Origin of the sequence: Nannocystis sp., assembly GCF_016714285.1 — a bacterium.
Taxonomy (GTDB): domain Bacteria; phylum Myxococcota_A; class Polyangia; order Nannocystales; family Nannocystaceae; genus Nannocystis.
Window position 1 is genome coordinate 174,641 of record NZ_JADJNN010000006.1, and the last position, 22,819, is coordinate 197,459.

Consider the following 22,819-nt stretch of genomic DNA (forward strand, 5'->3'; position numbering starts at 1 on the left):
CACCATGACCAGCCCTTCCACCACCATGACCAGCCAAGAGATCGTCGACGACTGCAAACAATACACGATGTGGTCGTGGTCGAAGGGCAGCGCCGTCCACCCGATCGCCGTCGAACGCGCCGAGGGCGTGTATTTCTATACACCCGAGGGCAAGCGCTACCTCGACTTCAACTCCCAGCTGATGAGCGTCAACATCGGCCACTCGCACCCCCACGTGCTCGCGGCCATGAAGAAGGCGATCGACAGCCAGATGCTGTTCGTCGCCCCGAGCCTCGCCACCGCCCCGCGCGCCCGCCTCAGCAAGCGCCTCGCCGCCCTGGTCCCCGGCGACCTCAATACATTCTTCTTCACCCTCGGCGGCGCCGAGGCCAACGAGAACGCCGTGAAGGCGGCCCGCCTGTTCACCGGCCGCCACAAGATCCTCAGCCGCTACCGCAGCTACCACGGGGCAACCCACGCCGGCATGATGATGACCGGCGACCCCCGCCGCCTCGCCAACGAGCCCGGCGCCCCCGGCTTCATCCGCGTGATGGACCCGATCCCCTACAACTATTCCTTCGGCGATACCGATGAGGAGCGCACCCGCAATCACCTCATCTACCTCGAGGAGCTGCTGCAATACGAGGGCCCGCACACCATCGCGGCGATGATCATCGAGACCGTCATCGGCACCAACGGCATCCTCCCGCCGCCCCAGGGCTGGCTCAAGGGCCTGCGCGCGCTGCTCGACAAATACGGCATCCTGCTCATCTGCGACGAGGTCATGTGTGGCTTCGGTCGCACCGGCAAGATGTTCGCCTTCGAACACGGCGACATCGTCCCCGACATCCTCACCATGGCCAAGGGCCTGACCAGCTCGTACATGCCGCTCGGCTGCATGGCCGTCAGCGATCGCATCGCCCGCCACTTCCAGGACAACGTCTTCTACGGCGGCCTCACCTACAACGCCCACGCCCTCTGCCTCGCCACCGCCGAGGCCGTCCTCGACGTGATGGAGTCCGAGGACCTGGTCGCCCACGCCGCCCGCATGCAGCACGTCATGCTCGCCGAGATGGCCGCGCTGCAAAGCAAACACCCGTCGATCCGCTGCCACCGCGCGCTCGGACTGTTCGGGCTCATCGAGCTGCAAAAGGACCGCCAGGGCACGCCCATGGCCCCCTACGGCGGCTCGCACCCCGCGATCGACAAGCTCATGGGCTTCTTCAAGGAGGCGGGGCTCTACACCATCTCGCACTGGTGGAACATCATGTGCAACCCGCCGCTGTGCATCACGCCCGAGCAGCTGCGTGAGGGCTTTGCAATCATCGATCGCGGGCTCGAGATCACGGACGCGGTCGTCACCGGCTGATCCAGTGATGGGGTGCGGCGGTGCCGGCCTCGGGGGGGGGGGGGGGGGGGGGGCCCGGGGGGGGGGGGGGGGGGTGGGGGGGGCGGTCGGCGGGCGGGGGGGGGGGGGGGGGGGGGGGGGGGGGGGGGGGGGGGGGGGGGGGGGGGGGGGGGGGGGGGGTTTTGGGGGTTTTTGGGGGGGGGGGGGGGGGGGGGGGGGGGGGGGTTTCCGGGCCGGGGGGGGGGGGGGGGTTTGGGGGGGGGGGGGGGTGCCGGGGGGGGGGGGGGGGGGGGGGGGGGGGGGGGGGGGGGGGGGGGGGGGGGGGGGGGGGGGGGGGGGGGGGGGGTGGGGGGGGGGCGGGCCGGGGGGGGGGGGGGGGGGGGGGGGGTTTTTTTGGGGGGTGGGGGTTTTTTTTTTGGGGGGGGGGGGGGGGGGCCGGGGGGGGGGGGGGGGGGGGGGGGGGGGGGGGGGTGGGGGGGGGGGGGGGGGGGGGGGGCGGGGGGGGGTGGGGGGGTTTTTGGGGGGGGGGGGGGTTGTTTTTTGGGGTTTTTTTTGGGGGGGGGGGGGGGGTTGGGGGGGGGTTTTTTGGGGGGGGGGTTTTCCGGGGGGGGGGGGGGGGGGGGGCGGGTTTGGGGGGGGGGGGTTGTGTGGGTTTCCGGGGGGGGGGGGTTCCCGGGGGCGGGGGGGTGGGGGGCGCACGCCGGGCGGTGCGGCGCGGGCGGCGCGGGTGTTGGGGGGGGCTCCGCGGGCCGCGGGGCGCTTGACGCGCGCTCGCGGCCGGCTTGTCCGCGCCCCCTTCCCGCCCGCCTCGGTTGGGGGTCCGGGCTCGCGGCGCGTGCCCCGCGGTCGGCTCGCCGGCCGCGCCGGCCCGCCAGGCCTCCCCCCCGCCCCGCGCCCCCTGCGCGCCGCCCCCTCCCCCGGGCCTCGTGCCGCGGGCTCCCCCTTCTCCCTCGGCGGGGGGGGGTTTGGCGCCCGGGGGCGGCCGCCCCCCCCGCGAGCGCCGCGCCCCGCCCCTCCGCCCCGCGGCCGCCCCCCCCCCCCCCCCAGCGCGGGGCCCCCGGGGCGGGGGCGGCCCGCCCGGCCGCCGCGGCCAGTCACGCCGGCACCCGAGCGCCTCTGCAGCCCACACCCATCACAACCCGCGCTCGTCGCCGGGCTCAAGAACGAGCCCTCTGTAATCCCAGCAGTGTCCAGGCGACACACGGACCTTGCGCCCTCCTCCCGCGCTTGCGACCCTCGGAGCGTCCGTGTCCATGCGCCGAACCCAGCCCAGCGCCGCCACGGGCGACGACCTCGGAGCCACGATGGCCCCCGGCCCCGCCGCGGCCCCGGAGCTCGGCGCAACGATGGCGCCCGGCCCCGCCGCGGCCCCGGAGCTCGGCGCAACGATGGCGCCTGGCCCCGCCGCGGGCTCCGAGCTCGGCGCAACCGTGCCCCCGCGCGCCCCGCAGCGCGACGTCGGCGAAACCCTGCACGCCCCGCCGCACGCCGCCCCGCCGCCCGCCGCCCGCCACCCGGCCCGCGATCCCACCCCGCCGCCGCCCGCCGCCGGCACCGACCGCACCACCCTCCGCGAGCCCGAGGCGCTGCGCATCAGCGGCCTCGACAAGACCCAGATCAGCTCCCCCGGGGCCGCCCCGCCCCAGCTCCTCGACGAGACCATGGTCCGCGGCGGCGGCCCGCCCCGCATCGACCGCTTCGCCGTGCTCCGCACTCTCGGCGCCGGCGGCATGGGCGTCGTCTATGCCGCCTACGACGAGGAGCTCGACCGCCGCGTCGCCATCAAGGTCGTCCGCGACGACGTCGGCGCCGGCGCCCAGGGCCGCGAACGCATGAAGCGCGAGGCCCAGGCCATGGCCAAGGTCTCCCACCCCAACGTCGTCCAGGTCTATCAGGTCGGCGAACTCGACAACGGCCAGCTCTTCGTCGCCATGGAGTTCGTCAAGGGCATCAACCTCTCGGACTGGCTCTCCGCCGAGGAGCGCGGCTGGGAGGAGGCCCTCGAGATGTACCTGCAAGCCGGCCGCGGCCTCGCCGGCGCCCACCGCGAGGGCGTGGTCCACCGCGACTTCAAGCCCGACAACGTGCTCATCGGCGACGACGGCCGCGCCCGCGTCCTCGACTTCGGCCTCGCCCGCGCCGAGGGCATGCGCGCCCCCGAGGACGACTCGGCGCTGCTCCGCGTCAGCGCCCCGGCCAACGTGCTCACCAGCAACCTCACCATGGCCGGCACGATCATGGGCACCCCGGCCTTCATGTCCCCCGAGCAGCACCTCGGCCAGAACGCCGACGCCCGCAGCGACCAGTTCAGCTTCTGCGTCGCCGTCTACGGCTCGCTCTACGGCGTCGCCCCCTTCGTCGGCAACACCCTCGCCGAGCTCAGCCAGAGCGTCACCGGGGGCGAGCTGCGTCCGCCGCCCGAGGGCACGCCGGTGCCCACCTGGGTGTGGCAAGCCCTCAAGACCGGCCTCGCCACCCGCGCCGACGACCGCCACCCGTCGATGGACACCCTGCTCGCCGCGCTCACGCCCGACCAGGTCCACATGGCCACGCGCCGCCGCTGGCTGTGGCCCGCGGCGCTGGTCGGCGCGTCGACCCTGGCCGTCGTCGTCACCCTCGCGCTGGTCCGCGGCGCCGACCCCAGCGGCGCCGACCTCGAGGCGATCGATCGCCTCCAGCTCGAGGCCCGCGACGCCGCCGGGCGCATGCAGTGGGTCTACCCCACGCCGGTCGACCCGCGCGACACCGCCTACAACCGCGTCGTCCAGCTCGAGCACTTCGAGGGCCCCGCCGCCACCCCGGCCTTCGACGCCGCCGTCGGGCTCCGGGCCGAGTTCGCCGAGTCGCTGATCGTCCTCGGCGACCGCTACTTCGACGACCCGCTCTCCCGCCCCTACGCCCGCGACTACTACGTCCAGGCAATGGTCTTCGTCCCCACCGACGCCCACGCCAGCGAGCGCTCCGGGGTCACCGTCGGTCAGCTCAGCGACCTCCAGCAGCGCGCCGCCGCCGGTCAGTTCGGCGACGCCGAGCTGATCGCCGCCGAACCACTGCGCATCCTCGCCGACCCCGACCGCGTGCGCGCCCGCGGCAGCGCCCTCGCCCTCGCCCGCGACGCCGCCCGCGGCAGCGCCCTCGGCCGCGACCGCCTCACCGCCGTGTTCCGCAAGCAGGGCCTGCTCGAGCCCGGCGACGAGCTCGACCCGCCCATCAAGCAACCACCGCCCATCGTCGCCGTCGTCACCCCGCCGCCGGAGCCCGAGCCCGAGCCCGAGCCGCTCATCGTCCCCGACGACGATCTCCCGGCCCGCCTCGAGCGCGACCGTCGACTCAAGCTGAAGCCCGTCGCCGACCCGAAGCCCGAACCGCCGCCCGAGCCCGACGAGCCGGTCGCCAGCGACCCCGACGGCTCGCGCGCGCTCAGCAGCCAGGGCGACGCGGCCCGCCGACGCGGCGACACGGCCGAGGCCGAGAAGCTCTACAACCAGGCCCTCGACCTGTGGAACAGCAACGCCGCCGCCCTCATCGGCCTCAGCGACATCGCCTTCGAGCGCGGCAACTTCGACCGCGCCGTCAAGTACGCCGAGAAGGCCGTGCGCGCCGAGCCGGCCAAGTCCGACTACCTGCTGCGCCTCGGCGACGCCTACTTCAAGGTGTTCCGCTATAGCGACGCCCAGCTGCGCTACGAGCGGGCCGCCGAGCTCGGCCACCCCAAGGCCGCCGAGCGACTCACCCGCGTCCGCGAGAAGCTCGGAGGATGACCTCGATGCCGCGCCCCTGCCTCGCCGCGCTCGTCGCCCTGTCCCTGGCCCTCGGCCCGGCCGCCACCCACGCCCAGACGCCCGCCGAAACCACCACGGCGCCCCCAGGCGAGCCCGCCGCGAAGCCCGAGACGACCCGCGCCCGCCCCGACTCGCGCCTGGCGATCCTCTCGCTCACGCTGAGCGGCAGCGACGACGAGAGCCTCGCCGCCCGCCTGCTCACCCACCTCAAGCAGGGCCTCGCCCGCGGCGCCTTCGCCGTCGTCGACCCCGCCGAGGTCGAACGCCACGCCCCCGGCGGCTGCAGCGAGCCGCGCTGCCTCGCCGCCCTCCGCCGCGACAGCAAGGCCAACTTCGTGCTCCGCAGCGTCGTCACCGTCGACGACCGCGACTACCTCGTCCGCCTCGAGCTCCTCGCCGCCGAGGACGGCAGCGTGCTCGCCTCCAGCGAGGAGCGCTGCGACCTCTGCGGCCTCGCCGAGGTCGGCGCCCTGATGGAGGCCCAGGGCGCCCTCCTGCGCCGCAAGCTCGAGGACCTGGTCCAGGGCCCGCCCCGCCTCGCCATCACCAGCACTCCGCCCGGCGCCCTCGTGCTCGTCGACAGCAAGCTCGTCGGCCTCACTCCCACGGAGCAGACCCTGCTCGAGGGCCAGCACGTCGTCCAGGTCCGCCTCGACGGCTACGTCACCGACGAGCGCCGCGTCGAGCTGGTCCCCGGCGTCCGCGAGCGCCTCGAGGTCCCGCTGCGCCGCGAACCCAAGGTCGCCCGCTTCCGCGCCGCCGGCTGGGCCTCGCTGTTCGTCGGCATCCCCGCCGCCGCCGCCGGCGTCACCCTCCTCGCCCTCGACGGCCGCCCCTACACCCGCCAGTGCTCGGGCGACGACATCGACCGCGCCGGCCAGTGCCGCTACCTCTACAACACCGACTGGGGCGGCGGCATCGCCCTCGCCGCCGGCGCCGCCCTCATCACCGCCGGCGTGATGCTCCTCCTGCGCACCCGCGACCGCCCCCAGTCCCGCCGCCCCCGCGCCTTCCTCGGCCCCACCGGCGTCACCCTGGTCGGCCGCTTCTAATCCACGCACCTGTCCCTCAGGACATTGTTCATAGGCAACCGCGGCGAGCGCTGAGGCCCCAGGTGGTCCTTGATTACACTCCTGTCTCTCGGGACATCCTGGACCATTCGAACTCGACCTCGAAGGGCCGCGGCTGGAGCGTGACCGACCCCTGATAGTCGTTGTCGAGGAGCGGCTCCCCGGCGGCGACCCTGGCCCGGCGCCGGGCCAGGAGGGAGCGACAGAAGTGACTGATGTGGAGCTCCGCGAACGAGCGGCCGGTGCAAGACATGCGTCCGAGCGAGAAGCCCGCCCAGCGCCCCCCGTGGGCCGCGGTGGGGTCCACGAAGCGGGCGGGGTCGAAACGCTCGGGATCGGGGTAGGAGCTCGGATCGCGGTGGAGACCATGCAGGTGCACGAACAGGAAGGTCCCGGCGGGCACATGAAAGCCGCCTAGCTCGCGCGCCTGGTCGAGGTAGCGGCTGACCCCGATCGCCTCGGGGTGGAGCCGGAGCGTCTCCTTGATGCAGCGACCGAGCAAGGGCGTCGGCCGCGGCCGATCGAGCAGGTCGGCCCCGGCCAGCTCGGCCGCGAGCTCGTCCTGCAGCCCGGGGTCGCAACCCAGGTAGTGCAGGAGAAACAGCATGGTCCCCCCGGTCGACCCGACGGCCGGCAGCATCGCGCTGAAGATATGACGATAGATCTCGAGATCGTCGAGCAGGGCCCGCCGGTCCCCGCCGTCGGCCGCCCCGAGGCGCGCGAGGTCCCACCCAAAGTGCACGAGCGAGCGGCGGAGAAAGCCGAGCTCGGGCGCCTCGTCCTCCCACCGGTCGCCGAGCGCCACGATCCGATCGAGCGCCCGCTCGAGGATCGGTCGATAGGTCGTTCGCAGCTTCTCGACCCGCTGTGCGGCGCCTACGAAGTACAGCGAATCGAAGAAGGACTGACTGAGCAAACTCCCGGGATCGTAGTAGCGCTCCAGCGCCTCGTGGGCCTCCCGCTCGCACACGTCGACGCCGAGCCAGCAGCGGATGGCGACCCGCTGGGCGACCCGCAGGACCTCGGCGTTGATGCCGAAGCGCCGCGCCGAGCTCGCGCCCACGGCGATCGTAGCGATCCGCTCGATCGCCTCATCCCAGATCTCCCGCATCAGCGCCGAATGCCGGCGCAGCAGCGGCGGCGTGAGGTGACGAGCATACAGGCAAGCCCGCTCGGCATGAATCGGGGCGTCGCCATCGGTGCAGAAGACCGCCTTGTCGCCGAAGACCATCGGCGCGCCCTGAGGCAGGAGGAATTTTCGGCGCTCCTCCTGCGTGAGAACCTGCTCGGCGATCGCCGGGTCAGTGATCACGAGCAATCGACGGCCAAGCACCGGCGGACCGAGATAGGTCATGACAAGGGACCCGTAGGTGTCTGTCCACAACCGCATGGCCCGGACGTAGCCGAGCTCGCGAATCTCGCTCAGGTGGCCGTTGAGCCGGTCGCGCCGCGGCGGCCCCGGTGGCAGCGGGCGCCTGGCGAACGGCGTACGCCGGAGATCCTGCAACCAGTTACGGACCCCGTCCCGCAAATAGCTCGCTCCGCCCGACCGCTCGCTGACCGATGACTTCATGGATCCGACCGTATCACGGGTCTGCGATCCACGACCACGCGGGCCCGCGTGGCGATCCCAGGTCAGCGCGCCCGCGCCCTCCTGGCCACACACCTGTCTCTCGGGCCAGCCCACCCGAATTCGCCGAGCCACCCACCCGCCAGCGGTGGCACAATCCCGGCCACGATGCTCGCACGCCTCCACCTCGCCCTGCTCGCCCTCTCGCTGTCGGCCTGCGCCGCACACGAGGCCCCGGTGTCCTCGACCAGCCGCGAGCTCGAGAAGCCGCCGCCCGAGACCACCACCCCGCACGCGAACCTGAAGATCGCGATCGCATCGGTGACCCTGGAACAGAACTGCCCCGACCCGCCCGAGCCCGTCGTCCCCGCCAGCACCACCGCCGCCGAGGCCCCCGCCCAGCCGGCCCCCGGCGAGCTCGGCTCACCGATGCCGCCCCAGGCCGGCGCCCCGCTGGCGCGCGCCAAGCGGAGCGCCGACGCCGGCCCCTGGCAGCCGCCCTGCAATCAATCGACCATGCAGCTCGCCCTCAGCAACGCTGGCGACGCCCCCGGGACCCTCACCATCAAGGCCATCCGCCTGCTCGACGCCGCCAGCAAGAAGCCCCTCGGCACCCTGAACGCCCGCCGCCCGAGCCTGTGGAGCGACACCGGCAGCTACCAGAAGTGGGATCAGCAGATCCTCCCCGGCGCCACGCTCAAGACCTCCTACAGCCTCGACGAGCCCGCATGGCCCGACGTCCAGACCCAGCTCGGCAGCGCCAATCTCTACACCACGCCGTTCCTGCTCGAGCTCGAGGTCGCCGTCGATGGGGCCGTCCAGACCGTGCGCTCCAGCGAATTCCTGCGCCAGGAAGTCCACATGATCGTCACCTGAGGCCCCATGTCCACGCGCACCCCTGCCCTCCTCATCGTCCTGCTCCTCGCCGCCTGCACCCCGCACGACGGCCCCACCACCCGCGGCAACCCGCCCGCGATCGTCGCCAACCCCACGCCCGCCGACCCCCCTCCCGCCGATCACCCAACCGCGACCGCGTCCATCACGATCGCAGTCGCCTCGGTGCAGCTCGAGCAAGACTGCCCCGATCCCCCGACCCCCGCGACCGCGCCCGAGCGCGAGGCCGAACGATCGACCACCGAGCGCCAGCAGCGACGCAACCTCGGCGAGGAGGCCAAGCGCTCCGGCGACAGCCGCATGGCCTGCGCCCAGTCCTCCGTCCAGCTCTCGCTCGCCAACACCGGCGCCCTCCCAGGCACACTCCGCGTCCTCCGCGTCCGCCTCCTCGACGCGGCCCAGAAGCGCGAGCTCAGCCCCCTCCGCGCCCGTACACCGACCCGCTGGAGCGAGCGCGACGGCTACCTCCCGTGGGACGAGCAGGTGCCCGCCAACGCGTCCCTGCAGGTCGCCTACAAGCTCGGCGATCCCGACTGGGCGCAGGTCCAGCGCGTCCTCGGTGCATCCGCAAGCATCGACAACCAGCCCTACATCGTCGAGCTCGACGTCTCCGTCGACGAGCGCGAGCAGACCGTGCGCTCGCCCGAGTTCGTGCGCCGTCAGCTCGACATGGTCGAGACCTGAGCCATGCCCCGCCTCGCCCCGAGCCTCGCCCTCGCCCTCCTCGCCTGCGACCCGAACACCGCCGAAGATCGGCGCGACGCGAGCGACCCGCCGGCCCGCGCCGCGCCGCCGCAACCCGCGAGCGACCCCGCTGCCGTCCCCAGCGCGCCACGCGACGGCGTCGGCCAACCTGACGCCGCCCCTTCAGCGAGCCCTGGCTGCTCGCCCAGTCGCTCGCCCAGTCGCTCCGCTACCTCGACGACCCCAGCGCCCGCCGCCGCGCCCTCGAGCGCTCGCTGCAAAACCCCGCGAACTTCTACTCGCGTACCCGCCTCGGCAGCTACGGCCAGGTCACCCTCGGCTGGGACCTGCTGCCCGCGTGGAACCCCCGCGTCGAGCCCGTCACGCCGAGGCTGATCGCCAGCCTCGGCGCCGCGCCACTCACCCTCGCCGACGCCACCCCGCTGTGGGACGGCCAGCGCCCGACCACCCTCGCCGCCTGGGTCGCCCTCGGCGAGCGCGTCTTCTTCAGCTACCCGCTGCGCCCCGAGATCTTCGCCGAGCACGCCCTCACCCGCCCCGCCCTCGCCCGCGAGGTCGGCCTCATCAGCGCCCCGGACGGCAGCGTCCCCGGCACCGTCGCCTTCATCGACGTCGACGGCGAGCCCCGCGTCGGCATCACCTGCGCCCTGTGTCACAGCACCGTCGAGGCCGGCCACGTCGTCGCCGGCCGGGCCCGCCGCGACCTCGACTACGGCCGCCTGCGCCTCGCCTACCACCGTGACACCGGCGCCCCCCTCGACCCCGAGCTCGCGCGCCGCATGGCCAGCTGGGGCCCCGGCCGCGCCGACATCACCGAGGACGACGACGAGGACCCGGTCGCGATCCCCGACCTCTGGCAGCTCCGCGATCAGACCGCGCTCACCCAGGCCGCGACCCTGCGCCACCGATCGATCGGCGACGACGCCCCGCTGGCCCTCGCTATCCGCCAGGAGACGCAGATCCTCCACGCCAACCGCGAGCGCAGCCGACCCCCCCGCGAGCTCGCCTGGGCCCTCGCCATGTATCTCTACAGCCTCGAGCCGCCCGCGCACGCCACCATCGTTGCCGATGCATCGATCACCCGCGGCCGCACGATCTTCGAGCGCGACTGCACGAGCTGTCACAGCGACCCGAACGGCGCCGGCCCGCCGATCGCCGCCGCCGACATCGGCACCGACCCCGCCCTCGCCAACGGCAGCTCCCGCGGCACCGGCCTCTACCGCCCCGCCCCGCTCACCGCCGTCCGCGACGCCGCCCCCTATCTCCACCACGGCGTCGTCCCCACCCTCGAGGACCTGCTGGGCCCGGCCCGCCTGCGACCCACCTACACCCGCGGCGCCCACGGCCCCGGCCCGATCGCCGGCCACAGCTTCGGCACCGAGCTCGCCCCCAGCGCCCGCGCCGACCTCATCGCCTACCTGCACACCCGCTGAGCCGCAATCACGCCAGCCTGCCCGATTGACTCTGGTCGGCGCCGCAGACAACCCGCAACTACCAATATATCTCCCGATATCTCCGCGGCGCAGTATGTCGACACTTCCTGCGCCGCCCTCGCACCGCCCGCACCGCCAGCGGCCGCCCGGCCCGTGGCGATCCGCGCCGCTTGTCCCCGCCGGCGCACTGCGGTACAAGCGATCGTATGGATGGCATGTTGGGTCGGGGTGGTCTTGTCACGTCGTTGGTCATCGTCACGCTCGCGCTCGCCGCGTGCGGCGACTCGGGAGGGACCAGCAGCGCGAGCGCGTCGTCGTCCTCGGCGTCGGCGGGCAGCACGTCCACCGCCGACGGCTCGACCACCGGCTCGCCCACCACCTCGGGCACGCCCACCAGCAGCACCAGCGGTGACGACGGCTCCGGCACCGCAGCCACCCTCGACATGATGACCGACCCGGGCACCAGCGGCGTCATCATGACGACCACCGGCTCCGACGACACCACCGGCGCGCCCGCGCCCGTGTGCGGCGACGGCAACGTCGACCCCGGCGAGGCCTGCGACGAGGGCGCGAACAACAACGACCTCGGCACCTGCACCACCACCTGCAAGCTGCCGTCCTGCGGCGACGGCTTCATCCAGGCCGGCGAGGAGTGCGACGACGCCAACAAGATCGACGACGACGCCTGCGTCAGCAACTGTCAGCTCAACATCTGCGGCGACGGCCACCTCGGCCCCGGCGAGGCCTGCGACGCCCCCGGCGACCCCAAGTGCACCGATGAGTGCGCCCTCGTCACCTGCGGCGACGGCAAGGTCTCGCCCGGCGAACAGTGCGACGACGCCAACGACATCGCCACCGACGCCTGCCTGCCCACCTGCCTGATCGCCAAGTGCGGCGACGGTGAGATCCAGGAGGGCGTCGACACCTGCGACGACGGCAACAACGACAACAGCGACGCCTGCACCACCCTGTGCAAGCCGCCCGCCTGCGACGACGGCATCGTCAGCGGCAGCGAGAGCGACGTCGACTGCGGCGGCTCCTGCCAGCCCTGCGCCGAGGGCAAACAGTGCCTGGTCGGCCCCGACTGCGGCACCAAGGTCTGCAAGGTCAACAAGTGCGTGCTCGGCCTCAGCTGCCAGGACATCCACGACAACACGCCCGCCGCCAAGTCCGGCCTCTACGACGTCGACCTCGACGGCCCCGGCCCCGAGCCCAAGATGCAGGTCGAGTGCGAGATGGACACCGACACCGGCGGCTGGACCCTGGTCCAGCGCACCGTCTGGGACTCGGCCAAGACCGCCGCCCTGTTCACCGGCTACGCCGACTGGCAGAACAAGACGGTCGGCTCGGTCGCCCCCGGCGACGGCTTCCGCCTGGCTGGCAAATGGTGGGACGACCTCGCCCAGAAGAAGCGCCACATGCTGGTCCACCGCCTGCGCAAGGTCAACGGCGAGTCGTGCAGCCCGCTCTTCTACGTCGGCAGCAACGGCACCGTCGTCGTCGACGACGTGAGCGCGACGATCACCGGCCTCACGGCGACCGTCAACATGATCAACAACACGATCCTGTCGACGCAGAACAGCGGCCCGGGCCAGACCTGCGTCAACAACAACGGCGGCGCCCCCTGGTTCTACTCCGGCTGCTGCTCGACCTGCCCGACCTTCGCCGGCCAGTACTGGCCCTCCCCGCACCCGATGATCGGCTACGCGGGCGCGCCCGACCAGTTCGCCTCGACCAGCGCCACCGTATGCGGCGGCGACCCGGTCGCCACCTCGATCGGTTACTCCGGCGTCAACGAGATGTCGTACTATATTCGCTGATCGCCCCGCGATCGGCAGCTGTCCCCCGCTCCAACAACCCGCCTGCCCGCAGCGATCGCGCGCCCGCGCCAACCCTCACATGAGGCCCTGGGCGCCCGCTGCGCGCCAAGTCGCGGATCCGGCGAATCGGCGCCACGATCCGCCGACCGTGGCCCGAGAGCGGCATCGCGGCCCCCAACTTGACGACCCGGACCTGCCCCCCATGCTGGGCCGCCCGCGACCTACAACGCGACGTCTTGGTGCCGTCGCGACGATCGTCGCCGAAGGTCCATGTGCCACATTTCCTCCGCTTCCCCCCGCTCAGCCTCACCGCGATCGTCCTGCTGTGCGCGCCGCTCCTCGCGGCTTGCGGCGACGATGGCGGTCAAACAACGACGAGCAACGCCACCGGCGGCGGCAGCTCGACGAATGAGAGCAACTCGAGCGGTGATACTCCCACGACCGCCAATCTACCGACCACCGGCGGCGGGAGCCAGACCGGCGGCATGAGCACGACCAGCGAACCAGACCCAACCGAGGGCGGCGGCGCCACCGGGGACAGCACCACGAGCAATTCAGCAGCGACCGGCGACGTTACTTCGACCGGCGACGCGGGCACCACCGCTGACACCAGCGGCAGCACCGGCGACCCGGTGGAGCCTGGCAGCCCCGTCGACCTCGGGACCGCCGGCAATTACGTGCTCCTCGCCAAGACGGGGATCTCCAACGTCCCCAAATCTGCCATCACCGGCGACCTCGGCGTCAGCCCGGCCGCCGCGACCTACATCACCGGATTCAACCTCATCGCGGATCCCAGCAATGAGTTCGCAACATCCACCCAGGTCAGCGGAAAGATCTACGCGGCCACCTACAAACAACCCACGCCCACAAAGCTGACCTCGGCGATCGGCGACATGCAGCTCGCGTTCAGCGACGCGGCCTCGCGCGCGCCCGACGTCATCGAGCTCGGCGCCGGTAACATCGGCGGAATGGTCCTCCCCGCCGGCGTCTACAAGTGGGGCACCGGCCTCCAGATCCCCAGCGACGTGACGCTCACCGGCAACGCGACCGAGGTCTGGGTGTTCCAGATCGCCCAGGACCTGGTCGTCGCCAACGCCGTCGAGGTGACCCTGACCGGCGGCGCCGTGCCGAGGAACGTGTTCTGGCAGGTCGACGGCACCGTGAAGCTCGGCACCACCAGCCACATGGCGGGCGTCGTCCTCAGCCAGACCGGCATCAGCATGAAGACCGGCGCCTCGCTCGATGGCCGCCTGCTCGCGCAGACAGCCATCACCCTCAGCAGCAACACGATCTCCGAACCCGCCCCGTAGGCGCAGGCTCAGTAGTCGTAGCAGTCGTTCTGCGTCAGCGCGAGGCGGCGCACCTTGTCGCCGTCGTGGCCGCCGCAGTTGCCGGTGTACTCGCCGCCGAGGTGATACCAGGTCGCGTTGCAGCCGGCCATCACGTACTCCATCGTCGACACCCAGCCCTTGCCGTCGAGGCTGCAAGTGTCGGCGTAGGGCGCGTGGCTGCAGCCCGACCACAGCAGCTTCTTGGTGTTCGCGTCCGCCAGCGTGATCGCCTGCGCCTTGTCGCTCGACCACATCCACTTGGTCGTGGTGCAGGTCACCGCGGTCCACTTGGGATTGTTGAGGCAGGCCGCGGCAACCCTTCTTGCACATCGCGCGCTACAGCCGTCGTTGGGGTTGACGTTGCCGTCGTCGCAATCTTCCACCCCGGCCTGGACCTTGCCATCGCCGCACTTGGCCGCCACGCAGGTGCCGAGGCACGCGTCCGTGTCGACCATGTTGCCGTCGTCGCAGACCTCGCCCGCCGCCATGTTCACCAGCCCGTCGCCGCACTTGGCCGCGCTGCAGTCCTTGTCGCAGAGCTTGCTCTCGCCATTGTCGTCGCAGGTCTCGACCATCGCCTGAATGAACCCGTCGCCGCAGATGGCTGCCTGACACATCCCGGTTCACGCGTCCGTGTCGATCATGTTGCCGTCGTCACAGGCCTCGGCCGGCTGCTTGATGCCATCGCCGCAGCCCGGCAGCGCGCAGCCGTTGCTGCACGCGTCGTCGTCGACCTGGTTGCCGTCGTCGCAGCCCTCCACGCCCTCCTGCACGATGCCGTCGCCGCACTTGGCCGCCACGCAGGCGCTGGTGCACGCGTCCGTCTCGACGTCGTTGCCGTCGTCGCAGGGCTCCACGCCCTCCTGCACGAGACCGTCGCCGCAGGCCGCCGCCACACAGGCGCTGGTGCACGCGTCCGTCTCGACGTCGTTGCCGTCGTCGCAATCCTCGCCGGGGTCGACGTTGCCGTCGCCGCAGACCGGCCCCGCGCCGCTGCTCGCCTCGCCGCCGCTGCTGGCGTCGCCCGTCGTCACGGGATCCCCCGTCGTCGTCGCCCCGGACAGCGAGGTCGGTCCAGTGCTCGTCTGGCCCTCGCCCGTCGTCGGCGCCCCGCCCGTCGACTCCGCACCGCCGGTCGCCGTCACCGGCACGGTCGTGAACGCCGAATCCGAGTTCGAGTCGCGCCCACCGCTGTCCCCGCAGCCCACGAGCACCACCAGCACCACCCCACTCCACCCATATCCCCGTATTGCCATCGTCGCAGCAGACACCCACCGCCCAGCCCAGGCAAGGCTCCACGACCGACGCTCACTCACAATGCGCGCGAGCGCACCCACCTGGCGCGCCCCGCCCCGCTATACTCGCGGACCGTGGCGACCGCAGGTGGCGATGAAGCGGCGGCGACGCTGACACCCACGGCGACGACCGCGATGCTCGACACGCTGCGTCCAGCGCCCGTGCGCGCCGACGCCGTGACGGTCCACGAGCCCGGCGATCGCCCCGCCCCATCGCGTGACCCCGACGCGGAGCTCTCGCGCGGCGACATGATCGGCCGCCACATCGTGCTCGAGCGCCTCGGCGCCGGCGGCATGGGCGTGGTCTACGCCGCCTACGACCCCGAGCTCGACCGCAAAATCGCCGTCAAGCAGATCCGCAGCCCGGGCCCCGGCACCAGCGACGAAGACCGCGCCAGCGCGACCCGCCTGCTCCGCGAGGCCAAGGCGATGGCCCGCCTCACCCACCCCAACGTCATCACCGTGCACGACGTCGGCATGCTGCAGGGCGGCCAGGTCTTCATCGCCATGGAGTTCGTCGACGGCCTCACCTGCGCGCCTGGCAGCAGCGCCAGCCGTCCTGGCGCGAGACCTCGCCGTGTTTCACCCAGGCCGGCCGCGGCCTGGGCCGCCCACACGCGGCCGGGCTGGTCCACCGCGACTTCAAGCCCGAATCCGGCCGATTTTCCTTCCGAACCCCCGACGCCGCGAAATGCCGCGGATCTCCAGCCTGGACGGGGTAGGAGGGAAAATCGGCTGCCCTGGGTTGACCCTCCTTGCCTTGGAGTTACCCGTTTCTTGGCCACCGCTTGGCCACCGCCCGGCATCGCCAGCTCCCTGGCCGCACCGGATGTCCTGATCGATGGTGAGGAAGTCCTGTCGTTCGGGGTGCATCGCGGGCAACGACCGCTCGAAGGGCAACGCGTACGCCCCTCCACTCGCGGCCCTTCACGAGTTCGGAGATCCGATCGGCAGCATCCTCCTGAACGGGAACATGCTTCACCCTGGGGCCACGACTGACCCTGAAGCAGACCAGACCTGGTACATCCCGATCATCCCAACGGCACCCTTGCGCCGTTACCCGCGCACGAGCTTTGGCGCAAGCACCGTCGTGACGATCAACACCGAGTGGCATGAGCGGCATGTGATGCCGCGGAACGCAACCGTCGAACGGCGCATCGCCTGGCACCGTGCGCACCAGGAGCACTGCGCCTGCCGCCGGGTTAGCGACCGCAGTTGTCAGCGTCGGGCTCTGGCGCGATCGTCGGGCATGCGCACGCGCTGGCTCGCCTTCTCCCGCTCGCCGCTCTCGGCCTCGGCCCGACTACGAGCCGGGGCTCAGCGAGGCCGCGAGTGGGTTCCGCCGCCGGGCCCGGCGAGTAGACCCGGACCTCGCCCTCCGGCTCGCCTGGTCGTTCATGTATGATCGCCACGGGCCTGCCGATGTCGGAGGCCCACCTCGCCGCCCACCGGGCGCGTACCTAGCCTTCGGGACAGGTGTTCATCCCGGCGAACATGAGGCCCGAAACCCCATGCATTCACACACGCTTGGAACCGTTAAGTTTGCCAGGCGCGCACATGCCCCGCCTCATATGAGAACCTCTGCGGCGAGAGAGGTATGCAACATGAGTAATGCGATGCTGATCGACCTGTTTGGCCCTACGCGTTTCGAATACTCCTACCTGGGCGCCTCCGCCACAGCGACCGTTAGACTGGTCCGCGCCCTGAACACCTCACAATTCTACGACATCCAGCTGATCATTCGAATCCACTCCCTGAGCATCTCGCTCGCCACCCAGTCGTTCACCTTCGTCCTCTCGAACACCCTCCCCTGCGAATCGGACCCGCGCGAGTTCTCAGAGGACCCGACCGTGGCACAATACCTGTCGCTCGCCGTCGACACCAGTTCGCCCGCGTCGCCCGTCGCCGTCAGCAAATCTGCCACCAATCCCGGTGCCTTCCTCAAGCTCTCCCTGGTCGCTGCCCAGGGAGGCGTTGCGAGCACAACCATGTACGGCGAGTTTAGCGGTGTACTAGTCGGGCGGCCCCGCTGAAAAGCGCAGCCTGACGCTCAGATCCGGGGGAAGCCATGGCACTCGACACGAATGACTCACACTACACGTCGATCGTCACTGTCAACATCCAGAGCACCCCGAACGGAGGAGAGTCACTGGAGAAACGCGAGCCAGGCCAAGAACTCAAGGCCATCAATGGGTCGTTAGCCTTCGTCCTTTCGAACATCCTCCCCTGCGACTCGGACCCCCCGCGAGTTCTCCGTAAGCCCGGCTGGGGCACAATCCCTGGCGGTCACCGTCAACACGACTTCGCCCGCGTCGCCCGTCGCCGTCAGCAACAGCGGCACCAATCCCGGTGCCTTCCTCAAACTCTCGTTGGTCGCTACCCGGAACATCGGTGCGAGCACCATCATGTCCGGCGAAGCTAGCGGTGTGCTCGTCCGTCGCCCGCGCTGAAGAGCGCAGCCTGACGCTCAGAACTGGAGAAACCATGGCACTCTACACAAATCACTCTCGACACACCTCCATCGTCACCGTCAACATCCAGAGCACTGCCAACGCACAGGAGTCACTGGAGCAAGGCGCGAAACTCAACTTCGAGAAGCTCAAGGCCGACGTGGGGTTCCACGACCTCGTCGTCGACCCAGGCCAAGAGCTCAAGGTCATCAACGATACCGTCGCCACCGTGATCGGCGTCCGCTCCAACGGATAGCACGGCCATGTCCCAGTTCACGGCAGCGAAAGTTTGGACCGTTGACGAGTGCAACGAGTACAACGCCATCCTCGCGGCCCTGGATCGCCCGGAACATCCGCGCGAGTCTGATCCGGCGAATCCCCTGCCCAAGCTGCATTCCTTCATGGACCGCGGGCGGTGAGCCCAGGGCCCCGGAGGCGTGCAAGCTCTTCCCAGACAGCGATACCATCACCAACCCCGCTTCGTGTTCCTGCGCGAGGTCGGCGGCAAGACCTGCCCTCAAGACCTTCCTTGACAGCGTGATCCAACAGGGGAGCAAGGGCCAACACTGGGGCGGTACCTTGATCATCGACGAGGAGGTACCCCTCACCTTCCCGATCACGATCCCGGTCCGCTTCACCCTCTCCGGCGTCGGTATCAACGGAGGTGGGCGACTCAAGTTCTCGGGCAATTCGCCGGTCCGGCGATCTCATTCGCGGATGCACTGGGCGGCAGCGGCAATATCCGCGACCTGGCGATCGAGGGCCCAGGGCTCAAAGCCAGAGCATGGGCGGGATCAAGATCGGCAGCAGCCAGTTCGTCACCGATAAGGAGCCCCAGCCGCCCCAACGCTTCCGACTCCATCGGGTTCGTGTCTCCGGGTTCGGCGCCTACGGCATGCAAGGTGGCACGAACACGCCCTTCGTCGATATCGACAGCTGCCAATGATCGCCAACAAGGTCAACATCCAACTCGTCCGGAAATGCGACCACTGGCGGATCCGCGACACCATCATCACAGACGCGCCGGGTGGGGCGTCGACGTGGCCGCCGACGTACGATCAAGGGGTAAAAGCTCGGCACCGTCGTCGATCTGTTGATCTCCGGGTGTTTCTTCCGGAACAATAAGACCGGCGCGATCAGGATCCAAGCTGGAGATCCCGCGCGGCGGACCTTCGGTGTGTTTATCTTTGGCAATGGCTTCGAGGCCAACGGTGGACCCGCCGTGCACGTGGTCAGGGCCGAGGCTGGCACGCGAATTATGGCCACTTTCTGGCAAGGACGAGAGCCTGAGTCTGCCAACGGACCTGAACGCAGAGCCAGATCCTCTCGAGACACACATCGGTTTTAATCGACCCAGGCGAAGGACATGGAGGCACTCCAACCCCTGAACCTCTTGCGGGCTCCCCCATGACGCTGCGACGGCCACGAATAGCGTCCATACTGTATTCGCTGATCGCTATGGCCAGCGGGCTCCGGGCTCAACGCGTGTGACGAAGAGCCATCGCCCAAGACGGGAGAATCGGCATTGCCGTGCGCATCACCGAGGGCGAGCAATGCGAGTCCATTCCGGCGCCGCGATGGGTATTGCGCGATCGTGACGGCAACCGCATCCACGCTCTTGTGGAGCCCGATGCGGAGACGGATCCATGCGGAATCCTGGAATCGTTGTAATCCGGTAGACCCCGCCTCAAAACGCAACTTTCCCTGTGTCCGGATCATCGACCATCAAGGAAGCTTCATCAACCTTCAATACGACCCAGAGTCGGGTCAACTAGGCCCATGCCAGAGCTACACCCTCCATAAAGACTTAGCAGACCTTGGCGTCCAATACCTCAACGATCGGTGCGAGGGCACGCAATACATCTCTTCGGGCCCGTCAGGTGGATACCCCGAGTTTACCACGACACGCTCTATCTACTTTGTCGGCGACGACATATGGTATGTGTCCCAACCAGGGTGTGTAGAGGACGCCCAGATCTGGGGTGGTGACATGCTCAGGTCCTTCCAGGGCTGGGGCCAGTGCCCGATTCGACCGATCCTGACTGGGTCAAGAACCTGCTCCCGAACCCCCTACACGATGGCGGTTGAGCATGAATGAAGGCACACGTGGGGCGCTTGGTGATGCCGTTTGGTGGACTGTTGACGAGGTCAACGAGTTCGTGCGGACTTGCACGTGGACTGCGGACGAGAGCCCAACGGGGACCCCGCAGCAGATACCGGATTGCCGACGACATTGACGCCGATACATGCTGTCCAAGCCCGGAGAACTTCCCCGCTAGCACGAAACCCGGCCCTCCCGCCCGGACCCGACATCATCACTTCGGCCTGCCACGTGTTTCCGCTGAGCCGGACCCGCACGAATGACCGTTTCCTCTTCTTGCGAGATCGGCGGTCCGACTTGCCTCAAACCCCTCCCTCGACAAGCTGATCGCCGACGGTCCTTCCTCACCGCACTGGGGTGGGACCCTGGTCATCGACCAGCGTGTCATTCTGACGGATCCGATCACGATCCCGTCCGTGTTCACGCTCGCTGGAGTCGGTATCAACGGCGAGGGCCGGCTCCCTCTTCGAGGGCGATTTTGGCGCCACGCCGGCCATTACCTTTCAGGAGTTTGACCCAAACGTCTCGCCTTTTTCGGCAAATGCGTCATGCGTGACATCAGCAGGCCGAGCACTGCCAACAAGATGCGGGGATCAAGATCGGGAGCGTCCGGTACTCCGATGACAGGTGACGATTTCCACGAACGCCTTGGGGCGCTTCCAGTTCCATCGTGTGCGCGTCGCCTACGGCGATTACGGCATGCAGGGTGGCATGAACACATACACGGTATTGATCGATCACTGCGGAGTTGACCGACAATAGCACTAACATTCAGCTGGTCTTTCAGTGCAACAGTTGGCGGATCCGTGATTGTTTCATCAGTGGCGCGAAAGCCTGGGGTGTGGATGTCGGGGCAGAGATCACCATCCCCATCTGCCCCCAGGCGCCTTGCCGAACCTACAATCCGGCGTCGTTTCGGATCTGCTGATCTCGGGGTGCAGATTCATCGGCAACAAACCAGGCGCGATCCGGGTACAGCCCTGGGACATAACAAGACACTGATAGACTACGATCATCCAAGCTTGGTCGGCAAGACCACCAAGAACGTGGTCGTGTTCGGCAATTGTTTTGAGAATAACGCCACGATAGCGGTCCAGGTGGACCACGCGATTGTCCGGACCCGATGAAGCCCGATGCTGCGATCTTCGTGGAGTCCGCGCGCGCCGCGACTCGAATTGTCTCGAACTTCTTTGGCACTGGGAGAACGTATCCCTCCCCCTTGAGGAAGACCTCGCGATGAAGAGCCCTGATCTTGATTCGTTGTGGACACAGCTCGGATTTAACGTTTCCAGCGCTATGACTATCTTGAATACACTGAAGGCTCGGAGGCTGGACTCATGAGCCTTGGCAAGCGACTCACACGGCTCCTCGCTGCCGCGGCCAGTGGGGCCTCCTCTTGTTCGCCAACGCCGCCTGCGACCCCACAGGAGCCTTGAAGCGCAGGGCCAGGCACCGTGGCGCGCGAGATGTGCGACTATACGCCGGCCCCGATGGGTGTTACGTGACAAAGATGGCGCGTGTGCAGGCGCTGGTCGAGCCGCGATGCGGACCCGCGGGCGACTCGAAGGGCCAGTGCCCGCCCCTGGCCTTCGGGCCCAGCGGCAGCTTTCCTGTGTCCGCGTCATCGATCACGAGGGGCGTTACATCAATCTCTTGTACGAGTTGGCGACCGGCCCAATCGGGCCACGCACCTTGATCGACGAGGACGACCTCGACAAAGTGGAAAGTCGACCGAGCGCGCTCTGTACTTGCAGGACGGTTGTAAGGGCGAGCCATACACGCGCAGCGTCACATGGCTGACATGGCGGCCCCAGATTCACCCGTCCGCGAACCGTCGAGTATGCGGACGGCAACCTCTGCACCAGTCGGAGCTGAGCTGCTTCGACGTGGAGACCCAGTGGGAGTGGCTTGCCGAGTTACAGGAGTGTTACGTCCCCCCAGTTCTTCGATGTGTGCGTCTACAAGCCAATGGCGACGTGGGTCCATGAGCTCTGCCGAACCCTCCGTACACGCTGGAGGTCGAGTATGACTGAGCGAGGATGCGATGAATGCTCCCGGAATGACGGCTCGGCTCCCTGGGCCTGGGTGACTTCAAGGCCCCTGATCTGCCCTTCCCCGGTCCCGGAGTCCTCGGGGCCCGGACGGCATCGAGCTCCTGTCCCGGGATGTTCCGGACTCGATACCACGTCCACCAACCCGAAGTACCTGTTTCTCAAGGAGGTCGGCGGGGAAATGCCTCAAGCCCTTTCTCGACCAGGTCCTCAGCCTCGGCGAGGACGGCCCGCTGCACTGGGGCGGGACGCTCATCCTTGATGAGGTCGCTGGATCTGCGGGACCCCATCACCACTCCGCGAAACTTCACGCTCGCCGGGGTCGGAATCCACCGCAACGGCGGGTTGCGGATCCCCCGACGGACTCAGGCGGCCCGAACCCGAAGGGCCCGGCCATCACCTTTGATTCGGGCGGGAACTCCCGTCCTGCGCGACCTGAACATCGAGGCGGCGGTTGGTGGGATTACGCTGGGCAAGCCTGATGGCCTCTTTGTCGCGTCCAACACTGGGCCGATTTAATGACGGCGTACGCGTGAGCGGGCTCAACACGGCCCTCCCGCGGCGTCCTGCGACGGCGATCTACGTGAGCAACTGCTCGTTCGACGGTAACTCCTCACATCGAGCTCAAGGGTGCCTGCAAGCACTGTCGGATCCGCGATTCGGACATTCCTTCCGGCGCTGTTGCTGGCATCATTATTCGAGGCCCGGGCGCCGAGGATACGCTGATCCATGGCTGCCAATTTGAGGGTAACGGAGAGATTCTCTCCATCGGCGACCGATGCGCGATCAGCATCGGTCGACAGCTTCGGCACCTTCATTTTTGGCAACCGCTTTGAGAAACGACGCCCGTCTCGGCAAGCGGCATTCGGGCGTCCAAGACACTGGAGGTGGACATGAAGGGGTACGGCGGTTCGTCCTCAGCAACCCGACCGCCGAGGACCAACCCAGACCGGGTGACCCAACGAGCCCATGCTGGGTACTGACACGCTG

The 22,819-nt window shown here is 69.5% G+C and carries 16 protein-coding genes; 13 read left to right on the forward strand and 3 right to left on the reverse strand.

The window, feature by feature from the left end; translation table 11 throughout:
- Positions 1-4: 4 nt before the first annotated feature.
- The 3 genes from IPJ59_RS14945 (at position 5) to IPJ59_RS14955 (ending at position 6,161) form a co-directional block, all read left to right on the forward strand.
- Positions 5-1,348: an aminotransferase class III-fold pyridoxal phosphate-dependent enzyme gene (locus IPJ59_RS14945; protein ID WP_293262686.1), complete on the forward strand. Its 1,344-nt coding sequence runs from the start codon at positions 5-7 to the stop codon at positions 1,346-1,348.
- Positions 1,349-2,580: 1,232 nt separating this feature from the next.
- A complete protein-coding gene (locus IPJ59_RS14950; RefSeq protein WP_293272227.1) occupies positions 2,581-5,088 on the forward strand; it encodes a protein kinase domain-containing protein in 2,508 nt (835 codons plus the stop codon).
- 5 nt (positions 5,089-5,093) lie between these two features.
- Positions 5,094-6,161, forward strand: coding sequence for a PEGA domain-containing protein (locus tag IPJ59_RS14955; RefSeq protein WP_293272228.1), 1,068 nt, complete (start codon positions 5,094-5,096; stop codon positions 6,159-6,161).
- A 73-nt stretch (positions 6,162-6,234) separates the two neighbouring features.
- Here the strand turns inward: IPJ59_RS14955 and IPJ59_RS14960 are convergent, their stop codons facing one another.
- Complete coding sequence (locus tag IPJ59_RS14960; protein ID WP_293262697.1) at positions 6,235-7,752, reverse strand: cytochrome P450; 1,518 nt, start codon at positions 7,750-7,752, stop codon at positions 6,235-6,237.
- A gap of 165 nt (positions 7,753-7,917) precedes the next feature.
- Here IPJ59_RS14960 and IPJ59_RS14965 point away from each other — a divergent pair, with 165 nt between their 5' ends.
- The 5 genes from IPJ59_RS14965 to IPJ59_RS14985 all read left to right on the forward strand — a co-directional run bounded on the left by IPJ59_RS14965 (position 7,918) and on the right by IPJ59_RS14985 (position 13,911).
- On the forward strand, positions 7,918-8,625 hold the full coding sequence (locus tag IPJ59_RS14965; protein WP_293262700.1) for a hypothetical protein: 708 nt from the start codon (positions 7,918-7,920) through the stop codon (positions 8,623-8,625).
- A gap of 6 nt (positions 8,626-8,631) precedes the next feature.
- Positions 8,632-9,327 carry a hypothetical protein gene (locus IPJ59_RS14970; RefSeq protein WP_293272229.1) on the forward strand — a complete coding sequence of 232 codons (696 nt, stop codon included), beginning with the start codon at positions 8,632-8,634 and terminating at the stop codon, positions 9,325-9,327.
- Positions 9,328-10,127: 800 nt separating this feature from the next.
- On the forward strand, positions 10,128-10,781 hold the full coding sequence (locus IPJ59_RS14975; protein ID WP_293272230.1) for a c-type cytochrome: 654 nt from the start codon (positions 10,128-10,130) through the stop codon (positions 10,779-10,781).
- A gap of 215 nt (positions 10,782-10,996) precedes the next feature.
- Positions 10,997-12,601, forward strand: a complete 1,605-nt coding sequence (locus IPJ59_RS14980) for a fibrinogen-like YCDxxxxGGGW domain-containing protein (RefSeq protein WP_293262709.1) — start codon at positions 10,997-10,999, stop codon at positions 12,599-12,601.
- 272 nt (positions 12,602-12,873) lie between these two features.
- Positions 12,874-13,911: an ice-binding family protein gene (locus IPJ59_RS14985; RefSeq protein ID WP_293262712.1), complete on the forward strand. Its 1,038-nt coding sequence runs from the start codon at positions 12,874-12,876 to the stop codon at positions 13,909-13,911.
- An 8-nt stretch (positions 13,912-13,919) separates the two neighbouring features.
- Here IPJ59_RS14985 and IPJ59_RS14990 read toward each other — a convergent pair whose 3' ends face one another.
- Positions 13,920-14,549 carry a DUF4215 domain-containing protein gene (locus IPJ59_RS14990; protein ID WP_293272231.1) on the reverse strand — a complete coding sequence of 210 codons (630 nt, stop codon included), beginning with the start codon at positions 14,547-14,549 and terminating at the stop codon, positions 13,920-13,922.
- A 6-nt stretch (positions 14,550-14,555) separates the two neighbouring features.
- A complete protein-coding gene (locus tag IPJ59_RS14995; RefSeq protein WP_293272232.1) occupies positions 14,556-15,188 on the reverse strand; it encodes a DUF4215 domain-containing protein in 633 nt (210 codons plus the stop codon).
- Between the two features lie 174 nt (positions 15,189-15,362).
- Between IPJ59_RS14995 and IPJ59_RS15000 the strand changes: the two genes are divergently transcribed.
- The 5 genes from IPJ59_RS15000 to IPJ59_RS15020 all read left to right on the forward strand — a co-directional run bounded on the left by IPJ59_RS15000 (position 15,363) and on the right by IPJ59_RS15020 (position 18,623).
- Entirely contained in the window at positions 15,363-16,226 is an 864-nt protein-coding gene (locus IPJ59_RS15000) for a protein kinase domain-containing protein (RefSeq protein WP_293272233.1), read from the forward strand.
- 617 nt (positions 16,227-16,843) lie between these two features.
- Positions 16,844-17,260, forward strand: coding sequence for a hypothetical protein (locus tag IPJ59_RS15005; RefSeq protein ID WP_293272234.1), 417 nt, complete (start codon positions 16,844-16,846; stop codon positions 17,258-17,260).
- A 451-nt stretch (positions 17,261-17,711) separates the two neighbouring features.
- The gene (locus IPJ59_RS15010) at positions 17,712-17,933 is read left to right on the forward strand and encodes a hypothetical protein (protein ID WP_293272235.1); all 222 of its coding nucleotides are present in this window, start codon (positions 17,712-17,714) and stop codon (positions 17,931-17,933) included.
- 7 nt (positions 17,934-17,940) lie between these two features.
- Positions 17,941-18,096 (forward strand): hypothetical protein, encoded by a 156-nt coding sequence (locus tag IPJ59_RS15015; protein WP_293272236.1) that lies wholly within the window; start codon positions 17,941-17,943, stop codon positions 18,094-18,096.
- Positions 18,097-18,461: 365 nt separating this feature from the next.
- Entirely contained in the window at positions 18,462-18,623 is a 162-nt protein-coding gene (locus tag IPJ59_RS15020; protein WP_293272237.1) for a hypothetical protein, read from the forward strand.
- Positions 18,624-22,819: the final 4,196 nt, after the last annotated feature.